Origin of the sequence: Actinomadura sp. NEAU-AAG7 (assembly GCF_018603865.1) — a bacterium.
Classification (GTDB): domain Bacteria; phylum Actinomycetota; class Actinomycetes; order Streptosporangiales; family Streptosporangiaceae; genus Spirillospora; species Spirillospora litoris.
The window spans coordinates 125,620-143,060 of record NZ_JAHFZY010000008.1 but is presented as its reverse complement, the minus strand read 5'-3'; the positions used below and the strand labels follow the sequence as shown (position 1 = coordinate 143,060).

At 69.7% G+C, this 17,441-nt stretch carries 16 protein-coding genes and 1 tRNA gene; 9 read left to right on the top strand and 8 right to left on the bottom strand.

The window, feature by feature from the left end:
* Positions 1-155 precede the first annotated feature (155 nt).
* The 4 genes from KLI87_RS32925 (at position 156) to KLI87_RS32910 (ending at position 4,151) form a co-directional block, all read left to right on the top strand.
* Positions 156-677 (top strand): class F sortase, encoded by a 522-nt coding sequence (locus tag KLI87_RS32925; protein ID WP_214620175.1) that lies wholly within the window; start codon positions 156-158, stop codon positions 675-677.
* Between the two features lie 91 nt (positions 678-768).
* Complete coding sequence (locus KLI87_RS32920) at positions 769-1,923, top strand: glycosyltransferase family 2 protein (RefSeq protein ID WP_214620174.1); 1,155 nt, start codon at positions 769-771, stop codon at positions 1,921-1,923.
* A 3-nt stretch (positions 1,924-1,926) separates the two neighbouring features.
* Positions 1,927-2,100, top strand: a complete 174-nt coding sequence (locus KLI87_RS32915) for a hypothetical protein (RefSeq protein WP_156220034.1) — start codon at positions 1,927-1,929, stop codon at positions 2,098-2,100.
* Between the two features lie 884 nt (positions 2,101-2,984).
* Positions 2,985-4,151 (top strand): hypothetical protein, encoded by a 1,167-nt coding sequence (locus tag KLI87_RS32910; protein WP_214620173.1) that lies wholly within the window; start codon positions 2,985-2,987, stop codon positions 4,149-4,151.
* A 771-nt stretch (positions 4,152-4,922) separates the two neighbouring features.
* Here the strand turns inward: KLI87_RS32910 and KLI87_RS32905 are convergent.
* Positions 4,923-4,998, bottom strand: a tRNA-Arg gene (locus KLI87_RS32905).
* A gap of 135 nt (positions 4,999-5,133) precedes the next feature.
* Here KLI87_RS32905 and KLI87_RS32900 point away from each other — a divergent pair.
* Positions 5,134-5,583, top strand: coding sequence for a hypothetical protein (locus tag KLI87_RS32900; protein WP_156220044.1), 450 nt, complete (start codon positions 5,134-5,136; stop codon positions 5,581-5,583).
* Between the two features lie 82 nt (positions 5,584-5,665).
* A complete protein-coding gene (locus KLI87_RS32895) occupies positions 5,666-6,700 on the top strand; it encodes a D-alanyl-D-alanine carboxypeptidase family protein (RefSeq protein ID WP_214620172.1) in 1,035 nt (344 codons plus the stop codon).
* Position 6,701: 1 nt separating this feature from the next.
* On the opposite strand, the gene KLI87_RS32890 is transcribed toward KLI87_RS32895, so the two are convergent.
* A complete protein-coding gene (locus KLI87_RS32890; RefSeq protein ID WP_156220045.1) occupies positions 6,702-7,115 on the bottom strand; it encodes an MscL family protein in 414 nt (137 codons plus the stop codon).
* Between the two features lie 707 nt (positions 7,116-7,822).
* On the bottom strand, positions 7,823-8,320 hold the full coding sequence (locus KLI87_RS32885; protein ID WP_250904498.1) for a MarR family winged helix-turn-helix transcriptional regulator: 498 nt from the start codon (positions 8,318-8,320) through the stop codon (positions 7,823-7,825).
* 92 nt (positions 8,321-8,412) lie between these two features.
* On the opposite strand from KLI87_RS32885, the gene KLI87_RS32880 reads away from it, so the two are divergent.
* The 3 genes from KLI87_RS32880 to KLI87_RS32870 all read left to right on the top strand — a co-directional run bounded on the left by KLI87_RS32880 (position 8,413) and on the right by KLI87_RS32870 (position 10,168).
* The gene (locus tag KLI87_RS32880; RefSeq protein ID WP_214620171.1) at positions 8,413-8,853 is read left to right on the top strand and encodes a MarR family winged helix-turn-helix transcriptional regulator; all 441 of its coding nucleotides are present in this window, start codon (positions 8,413-8,415) and stop codon (positions 8,851-8,853) included.
* A gap of 58 nt (positions 8,854-8,911) precedes the next feature.
* Positions 8,912-9,340, top strand: coding sequence for a nuclear transport factor 2 family protein (locus tag KLI87_RS32875; RefSeq protein ID WP_156220048.1), 429 nt, complete (start codon positions 8,912-8,914; stop codon positions 9,338-9,340).
* Between the two features lie 153 nt (positions 9,341-9,493).
* Positions 9,494-10,168, top strand: a complete 675-nt coding sequence (locus KLI87_RS32870) for a cysteine hydrolase family protein (RefSeq protein WP_214620170.1) — start codon at positions 9,494-9,496, stop codon at positions 10,166-10,168.
* Positions 10,169-10,724: 556 nt separating this feature from the next.
* On the opposite strand, the gene KLI87_RS41965 is transcribed toward KLI87_RS32870, so the two are convergent.
* The 5 genes from KLI87_RS41965 to KLI87_RS32845 form a co-directional block, all read right to left on the bottom strand.
* Positions 10,725-11,537, bottom strand: coding sequence for an SAF domain-containing protein (locus tag KLI87_RS41965; RefSeq protein ID WP_374225494.1), 813 nt, complete (start codon positions 11,535-11,537; stop codon positions 10,725-10,727).
* Between the two features lie 71 nt (positions 11,538-11,608).
* Positions 11,609-12,433, bottom strand: coding sequence for an S-methyl-5'-thioadenosine phosphorylase (locus KLI87_RS32860; protein ID WP_214620168.1), 825 nt, complete (start codon positions 12,431-12,433; stop codon positions 11,609-11,611).
* A gap of 152 nt (positions 12,434-12,585) precedes the next feature.
* Positions 12,586-14,715: an MMPL family transporter gene (locus KLI87_RS32855; protein ID WP_214620167.1), complete on the bottom strand. Its 2,130-nt coding sequence runs from the start codon at positions 14,713-14,715 to the stop codon at positions 12,586-12,588.
* Positions 14,716-15,392: 677 nt separating this feature from the next.
* Positions 15,393-15,767: an FmdB family zinc ribbon protein gene (locus KLI87_RS32850; RefSeq protein ID WP_214620166.1), complete on the bottom strand. Its 375-nt coding sequence runs from the start codon at positions 15,765-15,767 to the stop codon at positions 15,393-15,395.
* A 153-nt stretch (positions 15,768-15,920) separates the two neighbouring features.
* Entirely contained in the window at positions 15,921-17,405 is a 1,485-nt protein-coding gene (locus KLI87_RS32845) for a potassium/proton antiporter (protein ID WP_214620165.1), read from the bottom strand.
* Positions 17,406-17,441: the final 36 nt, after the last annotated feature.

The window sequence follows — 17,441 nt, the reverse complement described above, 5'->3', positions numbered from 1 at the left end:
GGTCTGGTTTCCAGGTGGTCGAAGGAGTGCGATCTGTGAGGAATAGCGGTCGGCGCAGGCGTGCGCTCATCGTCGTGGGGGGCCTTTCCGCCGTACTGACCGCGTTAGCGGCTCTCCAGGCGGCGCGGAACGACCCGGCGAAATCGGCTCCGCCCATGCCGCGGCCCGACGCGTCCCGTCCGATCGGGCCCGCCACCACGCCGGACCTGCCGCCCTCACCGCCCGTCCGCATCGAGGTGCCGCGCATCGATGTCCGGACCCCGCTGATGAAGCTCGCCAAGAACCCGGACCAGACCGTCGAGGTGCCGCCGCCGAGCCGCGCCCAGGAGGCCGGCTGGTACCGGCTCGGCGCCGCGCCCGGCAGCCGCGGCGCCGCCGTGATCATCGGGCATGTGGACACGGCGGACGGCCCGGCCGTGTTCTACCGGCTCGGCCGCCTGCGACCGGGCGACCGGGCGAGCGTGCTGCGCGCCGACGGACGCACCGCCGTCTTCGGGATCGACTCCGTCGAGCGCTTCGCCAAGGACCGCTTCCCCACGAACCGCGTCTACGGCGACCCCGGCTACGCGGCGATCCGCCTCATCACCTGCGGGGGACGCTTCGACCGCGACGCCGGCCACTACCTCGACAACGTCATCGCCTTCGGCCACCTGCTGGGCTCCGGGCGGGCGCGCTGACATGCGTCCAGTGTCCGGGGGCGGCACGGCCGTCCCACCGAGGTTCGCGCGGCCCGGATCGCCCGCCGGGCGACACCGCGCGGCGCCCATCGTGACCACGTCCGACCGGCTCGCCTCGGTGATCACGTCCGCCCCGCGCCCGCGCGCCGCCCCCAAACACCGGGACGGCAGGCGGAGCCTCCCGCCCGTCCGCGCGGACGCGATGTGGGTCACGGTCCTGATCCCGGCGCACAACGAGGTCGGCCAGATCACCGAGACGATCGCCTCGCTCCGCCGCCAGGAACGTCCGCCGGACCAGATCGTGGTGATCGCGGACAACTGCACCGACGGCACCGCCGCGTTCGCGCAGCTCTGCGGTGTCGAGATCGTCGGCACCCGGGCCAACCGGCACAAGAAGGCCGGCGCGCTGAACCAGGTCCTCGACCGCCTCCTCCCGATCCTGGGCCCGAACGACGCGGTCATGGTGATGGACGCCGATTCGGCGCTCGACCCGGGCTTCATCCGGCACGGCGTCGGCTACCTCGCCACCGGCCGGTACGCGGCCGTCGGCGGCACCTTCACCGGCAAGCCGGGCGGCGGCGCGGTCGGCATGTTCCAGCGCAACGAGTACGCCCGCTACGCCCGTGACGTCCGGCGCCTGCACGGTAAGGCGCTCGTCCTCACCGGCACCGCGACGATCTTCCGCGCCACCACCCTCCAGGAGGTGGTCGCCGCCCGCCGCGACCGCCGCCTCCCCGGTCTGCCGCACGTCTACGACGTCCGCGTGCTGACCGAGGACAACGAGCTCACCCTCGCCATCCTCCACCTCGGCTTCCGCATCCTCTGCCCCGCCGAGTGCACCCTGACCACCGAGGTCATGCCGACCTGGCGCGAACTCGCCCGGCAGCGGCTCCGCTGGAAGCGGGGCGCGCTGGAGAACCTCGTCGACTACGGCTGGACGCCGATCACCCGCCCCTACTGGGGCCGCCAACTGCTGTCCCTGATCGGCATCATCGTGATCACCGCCTACCTGGGCTCGCTCGCCTACTCGGTGATCTGGCTCGGCGGGGTGAAGCTCAACCCCCTCTGGGCCGGCGTCACCGTCATCTTCATGGTCGAGCGGGTGGTGAGCGTCCGGCGGCGCGGCGCCGTCCAGATGGCACTCGCCTCCACCATCGTCGTCGAAATGATCTTCGACGTCTTCCTCCAGACCGTCCAGGCGCGCGCGTTCTGGCAGGCCGCCTGGCGCAAAGAAAGGAAATGGTAGGTCATGTACAACCATCCCCCCGTCGGCGGTGTGGCCGCCGGTTTCGGCGGCACCGCCGCCGCGTCCCCGTGGCTGGGCCTCCAGGCCCTCTGGGTCGGCCTGGCCATCTTCACCCTGATCTCCGCGGCACTGGCGCTGAAGCGGACCCTCCCCGCCCGACGGGCCAACGACGGCTGATGACGGGCGTCCGATGCACCGGCGGCGCGGAGCGCCTTCAGACGATCAGTTCCGCCGAGGCCGGTAAGCAAGACCATAGATCGGAAATCATGCGGTCGGCGCTCAGCGAGCCTCGCGCCTCTTGAGACTCGCGATCCGCCGTGACGCGCGCCCCCGGCGTACCGCACCGATCGCCTTATGAAATACGGATACCGCGGGACGCTCACGCACCACGCCCGGCGATCTGTGCACGGCAGGCCCCGAAAAGGGGCCGCCGCGCGACCGGCCGGACACGTCCGAAGATCATCGGCAAGCGACGCACTGACCGCGCGGGCGGGACCGCCGCTCCCGCCCGCGCGGCCACGGCCCGGTCGCGATGCCGCTCCCGACGGTCGCGGGCGCAGAAGCCGTCTCAGAGAAACCCAGCCACGCCCCCGCAGCCCAGAAGCACGCCGTCCTCGGGCCGCGGCGGCGAGGCGCCGCAAAGAAACCCCGCGAAGGTGCCCAAAAGCGCCGCCAGGACTTTAAACGATCATCCTGCCCCGCGAATTGGCCTGTCGGGGCCGCCTCAAAAACAGGCCGTTCGTGGTACGACCGTGACCCCTCTCCCTGCCGCGCCGCTGCGCGAGCCGTAGAGTGCCAACTCGCCTGTGCCGGCCCACGGGGCGTCCGCGGAACGGGGCATGACCAGCCGTAGGTTCCCGCTTCCCCACCTGCGAGCGAGCCTCGCTCGCTACCAGGCGTCCCTCCGGCGCCGGCGACAATGACCGGCACAGGCCATCTTCCAGTAATCCACGCACCGGGTACATGCCTGCCCATAGTCTTCTATATTCGTGGGACCGGTACAAACGAACCGCCAGATGCCCATGAAACATAGAATTCAAGCTTTGTGAGAGTGAAGACCCATGTCGAAGAGGGTGGCCAGTATCGTCCAATGGACGAGCTTTGTCGTCGGAGTTACTGGACTGACGCTCATCAAGGCGTTAAACGGCCATCCCGTCATCACAAAGTGGGCGATCGGTCTCGCGTTCGTTGCCTTGGCGATATTTCTGTGCATCCAGATTTTTCGTCGGAATCCGAACCACTTCAGGGGGAAGAAGGCGGTTGACTCGGCTTGGCGTGCACTGCTCACTCGCGCCGACCACTCAGTTGACGTCTTCGCTGGGGATGTCTCCTGGGTTCAGGACAACAAGACATCGATCTCGCAGAGAATCGGAGCCGGTGTGGTCGTTCGCGTACTCTGTCGGTGGCCGAGGACGTCGGGACAACTCAAGCAGGTACGCACACTGATCGGCGCCGGCGTCTACGTGAAATTCTACCCGGAAGACCTGATCAAGGTCCGTGGGCTGGTAGTGGATGCGGGGATCGGCGCAGGCAGAGGGACTGCTCTCACCGTGACCAAGAGTCCAAAGTCGAGTATCAGTGTTACCGACCAGAGCAGTATGTTTGACTATAGTGCGCTTCGTCACCTGCCCGCGAACGACGCGACTCAGATCGATATGCTGCATCAGCTGTTCGAATCAGCATGGAAGAGCTTTCCCCAGGGGATCATTTTGAACAAGACGGTGCCCAGTATTGATGAGCTTCGGAAAATCATCGGCCAGGTCGAGCAGTACGAACGGCTCGGTGTCGGCGACATAAAACTCAAGAAACTCTCTGTGGACTCCCTGTACTCCTGCTGTCGCACGGTGAAGGCCAAGAAGCTCGACCGAGTTTGGGGTCTCCTCGATGCCTACCAGAAGTTCGGCATCGACTTCTTCGAGCCCTGCAAAGTGGAGACCGACGGCCAGAAGGGGACTCTGCTGCCCCCTATAATCGAACAGCAGGTCGACGGCAAGCTGGTAATCGTCGATGGCATGCACCGCCTCTTCCAGATGGCCACTCGAACGGAAAAGCAACAAGCGGTGTGCCTGGTCGTGAGCGGGGCCGGCGCACTACCCTCTACTCCGATTCATTTTTCGGAGGTCCGGATGAGCCCCACCAAAGTGCCGAGGTCCGAGAACTTCGCCAACTACGACCATGATCTTTTTCGGGATATCAAAGCGATCGACCGAAGTCTTAGGTTGAGCTAGCCGGTTTCCGTCTGTCCTCTGGCGGCATCGGTCATGGACGCGGCCGGGTCCGCATCAACGCCCGCCTGTCGAGATCAGCCTCACCGCCGTCCGAATTGTTTGGAGTCCGCGCGACCTGCGGCACACCAGGGTCTCGCCACGCCCCAGCCCAACGGTGGTATCCTCTTTTCCAGGTTGCGGAGAAATCGAACCGCGCACACTGCTCCGGCGGCCATCACCTAACAGTCCGCTCACCAGGTGTTCACCCAGAAGCGTCGCCGACCGGGCGCGTATCAATAGCGCGGGCCGTGGGGATCCATCCTGAACCGGCAATAGCGCGGCGAACAGTCACGCCTTCGCGATGAACGCCACAACCGTCGAAGGTATAAACCCTGCAAGCGTCGTGATGTTCGCGCGAGTGGTGCGCCAGGCGGCTCCAGCGCTGGGCCTGCCCGAGCCGGCGGCCGAGGAACTCTTGGAGGCGGCCGACCGCTTGGAGCGGAAGGTCGGCGACGATGACCCCGCTCCGACCCGCATCCAGCGGTGGGGCGGCTCGGCCATCGCCATGCTCAACTCTCCGGTGGTTTGCAGAGCCCTGGGCAGCGTTCTGGCGTCCTATGGAGCGACAGGGCTCCTGGGGTGTAGCCCGACCACGAGCAACCTTCCACACGGCTACCGCGCGGGACTGTATTGGGACGGACCTACCGCAGCCTGCTGCGTACTCAACCGCCGACAGCGGGAGGGTTCTGGCCGGTCTTGGTGCCGGCCAGGGCTCGTTCGCGCTGGTGGTCGTGGCGCCTCCGGCAGGATTCGAACCTGCGGCACCCGCTTTAGGAGAGCGGTGCTCTATCCCCTGAGCTACGGAGGCGTGTCGTCGCTCGCGGCTAGAGCGTAGCGGACGGCACCTACAGGGTAGGGGACGGGGCGAGTCGTGCGCTCGTCCTTATGGTGACCGCTCTGACCTCTAGGCTCCGTGGGGCCGCTGTGGGTACGCTTCGGTGCCGTGACGGGTCGGCATCGTGAGCAGCCGAGTGACAAGGGCTCCGACGAGGCGGAAGGCGTGCCTCGCGGGCGGCGGGTCGCGGTGATCGCCGCGGCGTTCGCCGTCCCCGTCCTGCTCGCCACCGTGATCGCCTTCGGGCTGCGGGACGAGCCGGCGGCCGAGCGGCCCGAGGGCGCCGCGACGTCGTTGCCGGTGGCGCCCGTCGCGCCGAGGACCGAGCCCACCTACGGGCAGTATGTGGTGCCGAAACCGCAGCCCCAGGCGGAGACGCGCGCGCCGAACCGTCCGCCCGTGCCCGTGGCGACACCGCGCAGGAAGGTGACGCCCAAGCCGTCGCGCACGACGCGTTCGCCGCGTCCGACCCGCCTGCGACCTCCCTGCCCGAACGGGTGGGGCAGCGTGCCGTGGTGGCGTGAGTGGTGCCGTCAGCATGGTTACCGCACTCGCTGAGCCGGTTACAGCCTGGTCACAGGTGAACCTGTAGTAGCGTTCTGCCGCTGTTCCGTATTCGGGCATCAGGAGGAAAACCACCGTGCCTAACCCCCGGTCGGCGGCGTTGATCGCGGTCTTCCTGGTGACGGCCGTGTTCGCTCCGCAGGACGTCGGCAGGGCGGCCGACGGGCCGGACGACTCGGTCGAGGCGCTGCGCCGGCAGGCGTCGAAGGCCCGCTCCGAACTGGAGAAGGCGACGACGGAGATGGAGGGGCGCCAGAAGGAGTTGGCGTCCTCCCAGGTGAAGCTGCGCGGCACGCTGAAGGACCTGGCGGGGGCCGAGGCCGAGCTGAACCGGATCCGGCAGCCGCTGGCACGGCTGGCGAACACGTCCTACCAGCAGAGCGGCGCCGTCGGGTCGATGGCGATCTTCGGCGGCGGGTCTCCCGACTCGGCGCTGCGCTCGACGGCGGACGTGACGCTGCTCGCCAAGTCGCAGCAGGCCCTTGTGGACCGTGCCGATGAGCTGCAGCGGCGCCGCAGGGAACTCGCGTCCACCGCGCAGGACCTCCAGTCGCGCAACGCGATCGCGCAGACCCGCGTCCAGCAGCAGATCGATGGCCTCAAGGACAAGTCGGCGCGGCTCACCAAGCAGCTCAACGTCATGCTGAACAAGCTGAGCCCGGCGAAGCGGCTGGAACTCGGATGCGACAAGCGGCTGGCCGGTGACGCGAAGAAGTTCCCGAACGGGCTGATCCCGGCGAAGTATCTGTGTCCGCTGCCGCAGAAGGGCAAGGAACTGCGCGCGGACGCGGCGCTCGCCTTTTACAAACTGAACGCCGCGTACAAGCGCCGCTTCGGCCGTGACATGTGCGTGACCGACTCCTACCGAAGTCTTTCCGAGCAGCATCGGGTGTATGCGGAACGTCCCGGATTCGCAGCCGTCCCCGGGACGAGCAATCACGGCAAGGGCCAGGCCCTCGACCTGTGCGGCGGGGTGCAGAACTCGGGTTCCGTCCAGTTCAACTGGATGGAGGCCAACGCCAAGACCTACGGGTGGCTGCATCCCGCGTGGGCCTACAGCAACCCGTTCGAGCCGTGGCACTGGGAGTACGGCACCGAGGACGACCAGTAGGTCAGGCCGGCACCTCGGCGGCCGGTGCGATCTCCGAGGTGCAGTACCTGCAACGCACCGCCTTGACCGGAATGTCGCTCAGGCACTGCGGGCACTCCCGCTCGGTGGCCTCCTTGCCCCGGTCCATGCGCTCGATCAGCTTGGCGGTCGGCAGGACGACCAGGAAGTAGACGATCGCCGCCGTGATCACGAACGCGATCGCGGACGTGACGAAGATGCCGTAGGGGAACCTCGTCCCGTCGATCGTCACGGCGAGCCGCGTGTAGTCGGGCTTGCCGCCGAGCAGCGCGATCAACGGCGTGATGAAGGAGTTCGCGAAGTCCTTCACCAGGCCCGCGAACGCCGCCCCGACGACGAACGCGACCGCGAGGTCAATGAGGTTGCCGCGAAACAGGAACTTCTTGAAACCGCTCATAGTGCCTTCCATGAATTGCGACCGCCTCCCGGTTCCCCGGGAGGCGCTGTACTAGCCGGTTTGTGTGTCCGCTTCTTCGAGCCCCTTGCCGCCTGCCGGCCGTCTCCGGGACACGGCTCACGGGAGCGGCCACATCCCCCGCGGCGCTCTCGGACAGCCGCCGCCCGGCAATTCTCCGGCCGACGAGCGCCCTCTGAGCCCCGAACATCCACCGATTTGAGAGCCGCATTGCGCTACCTGTCGGTGTCGCCCCCCGGCAGGACCGTCGTGCTGGTGGTCCTGCGAACGGGTTCGGCGGATGCCGTCCTGCCTGCCGCCGACCGCCGGTGCCAGAAGGCGGTCCGCTGTGCCACGGCGTTGAGGCATGGCGGAGATCGTCGTGTTGGAGTTGTGGTGGGCGGGAGCGTCCGGGGGGCTGCCGAGGTGCGGGGAACGAGCGCCGCTGGGTGCGGAGCATCAGATCACCGGACGTCGCCACCGGCCGCTGCCGAGTGGGTTCTGCTGATCAGAAGCCATGTGGCGACACTCCTGGCCCGGGATGCGGACGAGATGAACCCGAACGGCCACGGATGGTAATGAACAGTTCTACTGTTTGCCAAGTCGGCGGGGGTGATGCGGATCCGGCTCGCGCCTCCGGCCCCGATGAGCGATCTTCGACGCCGCCCTGTTCGGGCGCTCGTCGCCCACCGCGTGGTGCGGGGACCAGGTCAGGGGGCTGGGGGCGTCCGCTGCGTGTGGTGGTCCAGCAGCCGCCTGAGCATTCCCACGAACTGGTCGCGTTCTTCGGGGAGCAGTGGGGCGAGCAGCTCTTCGTGGAGGTCGTCCAGGACGTCGTCGAGGCGGCGCAGGTGCCGGCGGCCCTGCTCGGTGATCGTGATGACGTTGCGGCGGCGGTCGCCGGGATCGGGCGTCCGCTCGACGTCGCCGCGCTCCGCCAACTCGTTGAGGACGCCGACCATGTCGCTGCGGTAGATGCCGGTGTTCCGGCTCAGCGTCGCCTGGCTGCCCGGGCCGTACTCCTGCAACGAGGCGAGCACGGCGTAGTGCCACTTGCGGGCGTCGACCCGGGCGAGCCCGTCGGTGATCAGGCGGTCCGACCGCACGGACATCTGTGAGAGCAGGCGACTGGCCCGTCGCCGCAGCCGCTCCGGCGCCTCGATCTCGCCGTCGGCGGGCATGTCCGCGGCTTCGGCTCTGCTCGGCATGAGGCAGATCCTACCCCGTTGCGTTAGTCGGACTAACGATGTAGCTTCGTTCGTGGCACAAACGTTAGTCATACAAACGATTGGGAGGCGTCGTGGCCACCGCAGACCAGACCTTCGGCACCGCGCTCATCGGTCAGACCGAGAAGGCGTTGAACGCGATCCTGGACCGGCAGCTCGCAGGGACCGGCATCACCGAGCATCAGTGGGTGACCCTCACGCTGGCCGTGGTCGGCGGCGGAGTCGTCGACCGGGCCGAATTCATCCGCCGGGTGAGCGGTGCCATCCATGTCGGTGAGGCGTCGGTGGACGAACGCGTCACCGAGCTGACCGGCGCGGGACTCCTCCAGGCCGACGACGATGGCCGCGTCCAGGTCACCGCCGAAGGGCGGGCGTGCTGGACGCGGGTCCGCGCCGCGATCGGCCCGATCACCCAAACCCTGTGGGGCGACCTGCCGGAGGAGGACCTGGCCGTCGCCGGACGCGTCCTGAACATCGTCCTGGACAGGGCGAACACGGTGCTGGCAGCCCCCTGAGACTCCGCACCCAACAGGACGGCACATCGCCCCAGCCCGGACAAAGAAGGAAGACGCCATGCCCACGGACACTCGGATCGCCGACCGCATCGAGATCGGCGACCTGGTCGCCCGCTTCGCGCTCCTGCTCGACGAGAAGCGGTGGGAGGACGCGTCCACGGTCTTCGCCGAAGACGTGACGGTGCACTCGCCGCGCGGCGGCGAACTCCGCGGCATCGACAAGGTCGTCGACTTCATGCGGCGGAGTGAGGTCGAGGGGGAGCATACCCAGCACACGACCACCGACCTGCTGGTGGACGTCGGCGGCGACCAGGCGACCGCGTCGGCGAACTCGACCGTGTACTTCTACCGCGACGGCCAGGCACCCCACTTCACCGGCGGGCTTCGCCAGCATTTCACCGTGGCCCGGACGCCGGGAGGCTGGCGCCTCCGCGAGGTACGGATCACCCCGGCATGGAGCCGCGACAGCACACGATCGGAAACCTGATCGCGGGGCCGATCAGGTCGGGGGAGCGCCGGGTCTTCGGGTGGGGCGGCCACCGGCACTCCTCGCGCTGCCGACCCGCGGCGCCTTCCATGCTGATCACCGTCCGGGAGGGTGCGACGCTACGGAAGTGCGTCAATCTCCGATGGAGGGTCGATGAACCAGGCGCTGGACCGGCGGCCGAAGGTGCATGCCTGGCACATCCAGGAGCGGGAGTACGCCCGTCAGGAGGAGCGGCGGGGACGTCGGCACGCCTACGAGCACATCGCACCGGCGACGACCGCGCTGGTCGTCATCGACATGGTGCCGTTCTTCGTGTCTCAGTCGCCCTACGCTCTGGGTGTGGTCCCCAACATCGCGCGTCTTGCCGCCGGCTTGCGGGCCGCCGGGGGCACGGTGGCGTGGATCCTCCCGACGGGCCCACCCGCGCGCAGCGAGTTCTACGGGCCGCGCGTCGCCGAATTGTTCGACCATCGCGCGGAGGGCGCTCCGCTGCGGGACCGGCTCTGGCCCCGGTTTCGCGTCGACGATCAGGACATCGTCGTCGACAAGACCGCCGCCAGTGCCTTCTTCCCCGGCCGCTGCCGACTCCCGCACCTCCTTGACCAGCGCGGTATCGACACCGTGTTGATCACTGGCACGGTCACCAACGTGTGCTGCGAGTCCTCCGCCCGCGACGCCGGCACCCTCGGCTACCGGGTCATCATGGTGGCCGACGCCAACGCCGCGCGGACCGACCAGGACCACAACGCCACCCTCCACGCGATCTACCGCACCTTCGGCGACGTACGCCCCACGACCGACGTCCTCGACCTGGCCCGCAACTCGTGAGGCTCGGCTATGTCGGCTATGTCATCTCCGTCGGCCCCCGGCGCTCCCTCGACCCCGTCGGCCCCGGAGGCGCGGGCAGCCCCGTCGACTCCGGAGACCCGGGCACCCCCGTCGGCCCCGGAAGCGCGGGCGGCCCCGCCGACCCCGGAGACCGGGCGGCCCCCTCGGCTCCGGAACCGCGGGGCGGCCCCGTCGACTCCGGAGACCCGGGCACCCCCGTCGGCCCCGGAAGCGCGGGCGGCCCCGCCGACCCCGGAGACCGGGCGGCCCCCTCGGCTCCGGAACCGCGGGGCGGCCCCGCCGACTCCGGAGACCCGGGCACCCCCGTCGACCCCGGAAGCGCGGGCGGCCCCGCCGACCCCGGAGACCGGGCGGCCCCCTCGGCCCCGGAACCGCGGGGCGGCCCCGCCGACTCCGGAGACCCGGGCACCCCCGTCGACCCCGGCACCCCAGTGACGCGGGCGAGTTCGGTGAGGCGGGCGAGCTGTGATCCGGGCGCTGGCCCCTGATTGTGGGGGGTTGCTTGGGGTTGCTCTGGAAGTGTGGACGGGGTGGTCTACTGGCCTCCAGTGATTGATATGGCGAGGGGGGCTCCGGCGCCCGCCAGGGCTGCGGCCTGGGTGCGGTTGGTCGCGACCACTATGAGTGCTCCGTCTTGGCCTCCTTCTTTGTCCGGTGGCGGGACGGCCAGTACCGGGACCTCTGACACCACGAGGCGGGCGCCGCCCCAGCCGCCCGGATCATCGGGGCGCGAAGAGGCTGTCTGGTCGGAGCGGTCGAGGGCGGAACTTCCGGTGTCAGGCGGTGAGAGCGCTGCGATTCCTATTGAGGAGCTTCCTGGGCGGTGCCCGGTCGTGAGGTATGCAGGTGTGTTGCTGAGCTTGGTGTAGGCGGTACGTGCGGAGGGGGTGGTGTGGTTTTGCTGGTTGGTCGTGTGGGGTGGGGGTGTTGTGCGGGGTTGGTCGGTGGTTGGGGAGGCTTCTTCAGGTGGGGTGTCGGGCGAGGGCGCGGTCAGTGGGTCTGGGATTGGTGTTGTTCGGGTTGTGAGGATGTCTATGCGGTTGCCCGGGTGGAGCAGGCGGACGGACGCGGCGTCGGCGATGCGGACCGGGGCCGCCACCGTGCCGGGGGCGTAGCCCTCAAGGAGGGAGCCGCCGATCAGGCGGGCGTCGGTGAGGGGTTCGCCGCGGCGCATGGGGGCGGCCAGGACGCGGCCGGTGGCGCTGGTGCGGAGGGCGCCGGACGGGACGGCACCGCGCGGCAGGGCCAGGGCGCGGAGGTCGGACGGGCGCAGGGTCGTTCCGGCGGGGAGGTCCCGGGCCGCTCCGAGGACGTGGACGGACGGTGGCGGCCCCGGGCCCAGGGCCATGAGGGCGGTGCCGGCGGCGGCCGCGGCGAGCAGTGCCGCCAGGGGCCGCCGCAGGCGGGCTAAGCGGGTGTTCACGGCAGTTCCAGAGGGAGCTTGATGCCGTCCAGGACCCGGGGGCAGGGGCAGCCGCGCTCGGCGGGCAGGGCGCCGACCACGTCCGCCACGAGGGTGCGGAGGCGGTCGATGTTCTCGCCGAAGACGCGGAGGACCTCCTCCATCGTGACGCCGTCGCCCTCCTCGATGCCGGCGTCGAGGTCGGTGACCAGGCAGAGGGGGGTGTAGCAGAGCGCCAGCTCGCGGGCGAGGACGGCCTCCGGGTGGCCGGTCATGCCGACCAGCGTCCAGCCCTGGGCGGCGAACCACTGGGACTCGGCGCGGGTGGAGAAGCGGGGGCCCTCGATGACGACCAGGGTGCCGCCCTCGACCGGGCGCCAGCCCGCGGCCTTCGCGGAGTCGGCGGCGGCGCGGCGGCCCGCCGGGCAGTACGGGTCGGAGAACGACAGGTGGACGGCGCCGCCCTCGTCGTAGAAGGTCTGGGGGCGGCCGTGGGTGCGGTCGGCGAGCTGGTCGGGGACGGCCAGCGTCCCGGGGCCGTACTCGGGGGTGAGGGAGCCGACGGCGCTCGGCGCGAGGACCTGGCGGACGCCGAGGGAGCGCAGCGCCCACAGGTTGGCGCGGTAGGGGATCTTGTGGGGCGGGTAGCGGTGGTCGCGGCCGTGGCGGGGGAGGAAGGCGACGCGCCGGCCGGCGAGCTCGCCGAGCGCGATCACGTCGCTCGGCGTGCCGTAGGGGGTCTCGACCCGGACCTCCTCGATGTCGTCGAGGAAGGAGTAGAAACCGGAACCGCCGATCACCCCGATGTCGGCGGACGCTGCGTCTTCTCGCGAAGTGGACATGACGCGACCCTAGCCAGCCCTCTTCACCGCTCGACAGCCCCGCCGCCGATTGTGGATAACCCGCGCCGCGGCGAAAAGGATCAAGGGTCGGGCACGCCGGGATCGCAGAAGGGCCCAGCCATGCGGCCGGGCCCTTCCAGGTTGTTCTACGGTCAGCCGACCGGGTCCAGGACCTTCGACTCCGCGTGGGCGGGGTCGTGCTTGGCGAGGCGGCCCGGGGTCCAGATGCGCCGTCCGATGTCGTAGGACAGGGCGGGCAGCAGCAGGGACCGGACGATCAGCGTGTCGAGCAGGACGCCGAAGGCGACCACGAAGCCCATCTCGGCCATGGACACCAGCGGCAGCGTGGCCAGGGCGGCGAAGGTCGCGGCCAGGACCAGCCCGGCGGAGGTGATGACGCCGCCGGTGACGGCCAGCCCGCGCTGGATGCCGCGGCGCGTGCCGAGCGCCTCGGACTCCTCACGGACGCGGTGCATGAGGAAGATGTTGTAGTCGACCCCCAGCGCGACCAGGAAGATGAAGGCCAGCAGGGGGAAGCCGGAGTCGGTGCCCTCGTAGCCGAAGCCGTGCTGGAAGATCAGGGCGCACGCGCCGAGCGAGGCGAGGAACGACAGGACGACGGTGGCCATCATCAGCAGCGGCGCGACCAGCGCGCGCAGCAGCAGGATGAGGATCAGGAACACCACGGCCAGGACGATCGGGATGATGACCTTGTTGTCCCGGGTGGAGGCCCGGCTGATGTCCAGGGAGGTGGCGGTGGTGCCGCCGACCTTCCCGTCCGCGGACGGGACGGAGTGGACCGCTTCCCGCAGCCGGTCGATCGTGTCCTTCGCGGCCTGGCTGTCGGCGGAGTGGCGCATGGTCGCCTCGTACTGGACGAGGCCGTTCGCGGTGACGGGGCGGCCCAGTTCGGCGATGCCCTGGGTCTTCTGGATGGCGGCGCCGAGCGGGGCCGCGGCGGACGCCTTGCCGATGACGACGGCCGGGGCGCCGGAGCCCGCCGGGTAGTGGCGGGAGACGACCTCCGCGCCGACGATGGAGTCGGGGCGTCCGGTGAACTGGCCCGCGTCCGAGAGCCCGTTCGCGTTGAGCGAGCCCAGGCCGAAGGTGAGGGCGAACAGGCCCACGGCGGTGACGGCCCAGAGCGCGCGCGGGTGCTTGCCGACCAGCCCGGAGACCCGGTTCCAGATGCCGTGCTCCGACTCGTACGCCTCGGGCCGGAGGTACTTCTCGTCGTAGCGGGGGACGAGGGGCCAGAACAGCCAGCGTCCGAAGATGACCAGGAGGGCCGGCAGCAGGGTCACCATGGCGGCGAGCGCCGTGAGGACGCCGGCGGCGGCGACCGGGCCCATGCCCGCGGTGGAGTTCATGTCGGCGAGCAGCAGGCACAGCAGCCCGACCGCGACGGTCGCGGCGGAGGCGATGATGGCCGGGGCGGCGCGGTGCAGCGCGTAGGCCATGGCCTCGTGCCGGTCCTCGTGGCGGTGCAGTTCCTCGCGGTAGCGGGCGACGAGCAGGAGCGCGTAGTCGGTGGCGACGCCGAAGACCAGGACGGTGAGGACGCCCGCGCTCTGGCCGTTCACGGTCAGGCCCGCGTTCTTGGCCAGCAGGTAGACGACCGACTGGGCGAGCCCCAGCGCGAACACCGCGCTCAGCACGGGGACGAACCACAGCATCGGGCTGCGGTAGATGATCAGCAGCAGGACGATCACGACGATCCCGGCGGCCATGAGCAGGAAGCCGTCCAGGCTCTTGAAGACCTCGAACATGTCGGCGCCGCTGCCCCCGGGGCCGGTGACGTGCGCCTCCAGTCCGGGCGGTCCCCGCTTGGCGATGTCGCGCGCGCCGTCGACGGCGCCGGTCAGGTCCTCGTCGGTGAGGGGCACGAGGGTCTGCAGGGCCTTGCCGTCCTTGGACGGGAACGGTCCCTGCGCCTTCTGCGCTCCCGGCAGATGCTCAAGCCCGGCCAGGTCGGAGGCGGCCTTCGCCTTGTCCGCGGCGGTGATGCCCGCGGGACGCTCGTAGACGACGACGGCGAGGATCGTCTCGTCCTTGCGGAACTGCTCTTGCAGTTCGATGACCTGCGTGGACTCGGCGCCACCGGGCAGCCAGGACGCCGCGTCGTTCTCCTGGACGTCGGCCAGCTTGCCCGCCAGGGGCCCGAGGGCGGCCAGCAGCACGACCCACAGGCCGAGGACGGCCCACTTGCTGCGCCGTCCGGCGATCATTCCGGCCAGGCGGTGGCCCAGGGATCTGGGGGGAGCCGGGCTCTGTGCGCTCATGTTTTTCTCATTCCGTCCGGGGGGTAACGAGATATATCGCGTCGCAACGGAAACGATGTCTCGCCTGGAGAGAGATGTCAAGTAGTATCGCGAATTAGGGGAAGTCCGTCGATGGCGAGCTTCTCGTGTTAAGAGTCTCTCGAAAATAGAGCTTTGTCAAACCGCGACGCGGTCGCGGTGTGCGGGGGTGGGGACCGGCTCCGCGGATGCCGTCCAGGTCAACCGACAGGATGTGCTGCTCGTCGCGCCGTCCGGTTCCATGCCGTCCGCCCCCAAGGTCCGTCCCGTCCTTCGCATCAATGTTCGATGCAAAGGGTGCGGTTGCGCGTCGGGCAGAAGACGGGAACCGCTCTACCTCACGCGGGGCAGGAGGTTAGGGGGACCTACCCCTTGAGATGTATGTCGTCCGGGAGGCGCCTGCCCGCATGGAGGAGGAGCCGGGGCGGGTCCTCGTTCTCGGGTACAGGGCACGCCGAGCGGTCGCAGGGACGCGCGTAGGCCGCCGAATCGGTCGCCGTAGGGTCGCGATTCAGCGGCGGTGTTCAGAAGGGGCTGAGGGAGCTTCCGGGCCGCCGCCGGGGGTGTCCCGCAGGCGCGGGGACGTCGGCGACGCCGTCAAGCCGCGCCGCCCGGGAGCGGGTGGCGCGGCTGGTGCCCAGGTCTCGCGGCCTGGCGGGTCAGGCGACCTTCTCGGACGAGGAGGACTTCGCGGCCGGCTTCGACGACGTGCCCGAGGACGAGGAGTCGCTCGACGACTTCGACGACGAGTCGGACTTGGCCGAATCGCCGGAGCCGCCCGAGCCGTTCGACCCGTCCGAGGCGCCGTTCGAGGAGGACCCTCCGGACGAGGAGCCCACGGTGGCGGTCTTGCCGGAGCCGCGGCTGTCCGTCCGGTAGAAGCCCGAACCCTTGAAGATGATCCCCGCGGCGGAGAAGACCTTGCGCAGCTTGCCGTCGCAGGCCGGGCATTCGGTCAGCGCGTCGTCGCTGAACTTCTGCACGACCTCAAGAGGCTCGCCGCACTCGGTGCAAACGTACTGATACGTCGGCACGGTTCCTCCTCGCTGACTCAGCCCGGGGGAGAGCCGGGCTGGCACTCACTTTGAACGACTGCTAATGGTACCCATGCATGGAACGGGATTCGCCCCCGGCCTGTTCCCGCCTCCGGCCGGAGGCCCTCCTCGCGTCCCGCGGCCGAGACCGGATCACACGCCCGTCTCGCCGAACCAGCCGGCCAGCCTGCCCTGGCGGCTGACGGCGCGCAGGCGGCGTTCGGTGGTGTCCCGCACGGTGTCGGTGGTCACGACCAGGAGCGTGTCCCCTGCTTCCAGGCGCGTCGTGGGTTCGGGGACGAAACTCGCCCCGTTCCGGACGACCAGGGTGACGGACGCGCCGGCGGGCAGCCGGAGCTCGAATATCTCCACGCCGCTCAGCCGGGAGTCGGGGGGGATCCGGACCTCCAGCAGGTCCGCGTGGAGTTCTTCCAGGGGCGCCGCTTCCACGTCCAGTTCGCGTGTCTGTTCGTCGCTCTTGAGCCCGCACCAGCGCGCGACCAGGGGCAGCGTCGGGCCCTGGAGGAGCGTGAACACGACGACGATGGTGAAGACGATGGAGAAGAGGCGGTCGGCGTCCGGGACGTCCTGCACCATGGGGATCGTGGCCAGGACGATCGGGACCGCGCCCCGGAGCCCGGCCCAGGACGCGAAGACCTTCTCCCCCCAGGAGAGCCGGAACCCGATCGTCGACAGGAAGACCGATACCGGCCGCGCGATGAGCAGCAGGACGAACCCGATGACGAGCGCCGGGGCGATCTGGCCGGGGAGGTCGCCGGGTGAGGCGAGCAGGCCGAGCATGACGAACAGGCCGATCTGGGCGAGCCAGCCGATGCCCTCCGCGAAGCCGCGCGTGGCGGGACGGTGCGGAAGCCTGGCGTTCCCCAGGACGAGCGCGCTGACGTACACCGCGAGGAACCCGCTGGAGTGCAGCAGCGTGGCCGCGCCGTAGCTGCCGACGGAGAGCGACAGGACGGCGATGGGGTAGAGGCCGGACGCGGGCAGCGCGATGCGGCGCAGCGCCTGGGCGCCGAGCCAGCCGATGATCAGGCCGATCACCCCGCCGGCGATCAGCTCGTAGACCATCACGGCGAGCAGTTCGGCGGGGTTCGGGACGCTCGCGTGCGCGCTGAGCGTGACCACGATGATCACGACGGGTGCGTCGTTGAAGCCGGACTCGGCCTCCAGCAGGCCGCTCAGCCTGGCGGGCAGCGGGAGGCGGCGCAGCACCGAGAACACGGCGGCCGCGTCGGTCGGGGCGAGCACCGCGGCCAGCAGGAACGCGGGGCGCCAGTCGAGGTCGATGAGCCACATGGCGGCGAGCGCGACGACGAGGATGCTGATCAGCGTGCCGATCGTGGACACGCTGAGCGCCGCGGGCACCGACGGGCGGACCTGCCGCCAGTTCGTGGTGACGCCGCCTTCGGCCAGGATCAGGACGAGGGCGGCGAGGCCGAGCGTCTCGGCGAGCTCGGCGTTGTCGAAGTTGATGTGGAGGGGACCGGACTCGCCAACGAGCAGGCCGAGGCCCATGTACGCCAGGAGGGTGGGAAGCCCCGCCTGGTGTGACAGCCTGACTGCCACGATTGCGCTGAGTACGAGCACGGCCCCGAGGAGTAGCCAGATGTCGAGGTGCACATCCCACCCTTCGGGGTCGTCAAAGTTGAACGTTTA